Consider the following 1,920-nt stretch of genomic DNA (forward strand, 5'->3'; position numbering starts at 1 on the left):
GCCCTGGGCGGCCTGGACGGCCGGCGCGGACTCCAGCAGCTGCGAGCTGTAGCCGATCGGCTGCGAGATCAGCTTCATTTCCTTGCCGGCCTGCTTCAGGCCGCCGACGACGGCGAAAGCCGTCTCCGGGTTGAGCGACGAGATGAGGGAGTCAGCGCCCGACTCGAGGATGCCCTGCACGATGGTGCCGACATCGGTCGAGCCGGTCTGGATCTTGATGTTCTTGTACACAACGTCGAATCCGGAGGCCTCGATCGAGCGAGCACCCTGCTCCGCGCTGGGGGCGGAACTCGGGCCGTCATAGGCGATGACGGCTGCCTTCGACGCGCCGGCCGTCTTCATCAGCTCGCCGACCGTGGTGTAGGTCGTCTCGAAGTCCAGCGGTGCGAGGATGCCGAACACGTTGTTGGTCGGGTCGGCGTAGACCGGCGAGCCGTCGAAGCCACCACCCATGACGGGGATCTTCTTCGCCTCGGGGTCGGTGGTCAGGAACGTCGCGGCACCGTAGAAGACCGCGGTTCCGTGCAGGATGGCGTCGACCTGCTCCTGCTGCACCAGGCGCTGCGCTGCCTGGAGGGCGCCCTGCGGGGCGTTGGTGTCGTCGGCCTCGATCAACTCGTAGTCCTCGAAGCGGCTGGCGCACTTGCCGTTGTCCGCGATGTACTGCTTGAACCGAGCGTCTGCCGCGTCCGGCGTGACCTTGAAGGTCGCCGAGGACGGGCCGGTCAGGGAGGCGATGACGCCAATCTTCAGGGGGCCGCTGTCCCCGGCCGCCGAGCTGGCGCTGTCGCTGCCACCGCAGGCCGAAAGGGCCAGGGCGAGCGACGCTGCGATCGCGACTGATGCTGCTGTAGTGCGCATGGGGTACCTCAACAATTTGTCGAATTGTCGAACCGATTAGTCCGATTGAAGCCGATACTGCCATGAAGATGTGAGTGGCGTCACTAGTTTGCAAGCATAGAACTGTCACGGGCTGCCTCCCGACGCGCCCGTCGAGCGCCTGCGGGGGCGCGATCCCTGGGGCCGCCTGTGGCGGAGGCCACATCTAAATGAGTGAAACTATTGACCTGATCTGCCGGATGAGTGACGCTGGTCTCCGACCGGTACACCGGTCCAGCTCACGCCGAACGAGATGGAGTCTCCCGTGCTCTCGTACATCCTTGCCGGCCTGGCGACTGGCTCTATCTTCGCCATCGCGTCCGGTTCTCTGGTGATCACCTACGTGGCGTCCGGGGTGTTCAACCTGTCCTTCGCGGCGATGGCCTTCGCGGTCGCCCGCGTCTACTACGAACTGCACGTCGAGATGGGGTGGGACATTCTCCCGTCCGCCCTCGTGTCCTTGGGTGTGTTCGCTCCCCTCATGGGAGTGCTGCTCTACGTCGCCCTCTTCCAGTTCCTGCACGGTCGTTCGACGATCGTCAAACTGATGGCGACTCTGGGGCTGTCGATCGCCCTGCCGCCCTTGGTGGAGCTGATTCTCGGCCAGCTCACGGCTGTCACGGCACCGGGCCTCGCGCCGGTTCCGCTCAAGGTGTTCCACATCGGTGACGCGGTGGTGAACGCCGACCAGGTCGCGATGTACCTCGGTCTGCTGGTCGTTCTCATCGTCGGTGTCGGCGTGCTCCGTTTCACCGATATCGGTCTGAAGGTCCGCGCCCTGGTCGACTCGGGGGCACTGACCAGCCTCAGCGGCACGAACCCGGGCCAGATCTCCGCCGGGGTGTGGGCGGTCAGCACCATGCTCGCCGGCCTCACGGGCATCCTGGTCGCCCCGGCCTCCGGTCTCTCGGTCGGCGGCATGACGCCGCTGATGGCGACCGCGTTCGCCGCGGTCGTCGCCGCGAAGCTCAAGAACCTGCCGGTTGCCATGCTGATCGGCCTCTGCATGGGTCTTGCCGGGTCCGTCCCGCAGAAGTGGCT

Annotated in this window: 2 protein-coding genes; one reads left to right on the top strand and one right to left on the bottom strand. The window is 65.8% G+C overall.

Annotation, left to right across the window (positions count from 1 at the left end; translation table 11 throughout):
* Positions 1 to 861: ABC transporter substrate-binding protein (locus ACXJKL_RS20145; RefSeq protein WP_457208772.1), on the bottom strand; the 861-nt coding region annotated here is incomplete at its 3' end.
* A 283-nt stretch (positions 862 to 1,144) separates the two neighbouring features.
* On the opposite strand from ACXJKL_RS20145, the gene ACXJKL_RS20150 reads away from it, so the two are divergent.
* Positions 1,145 to 1,920 (top strand): ABC transporter permease subunit (locus tag ACXJKL_RS20150; protein WP_457208773.1); only part of this gene is annotated, 776 nt, incomplete at its 3' end.

It is taken from the genome of Nocardioides sp. P5_C9_2 (assembly GCF_054049555.1).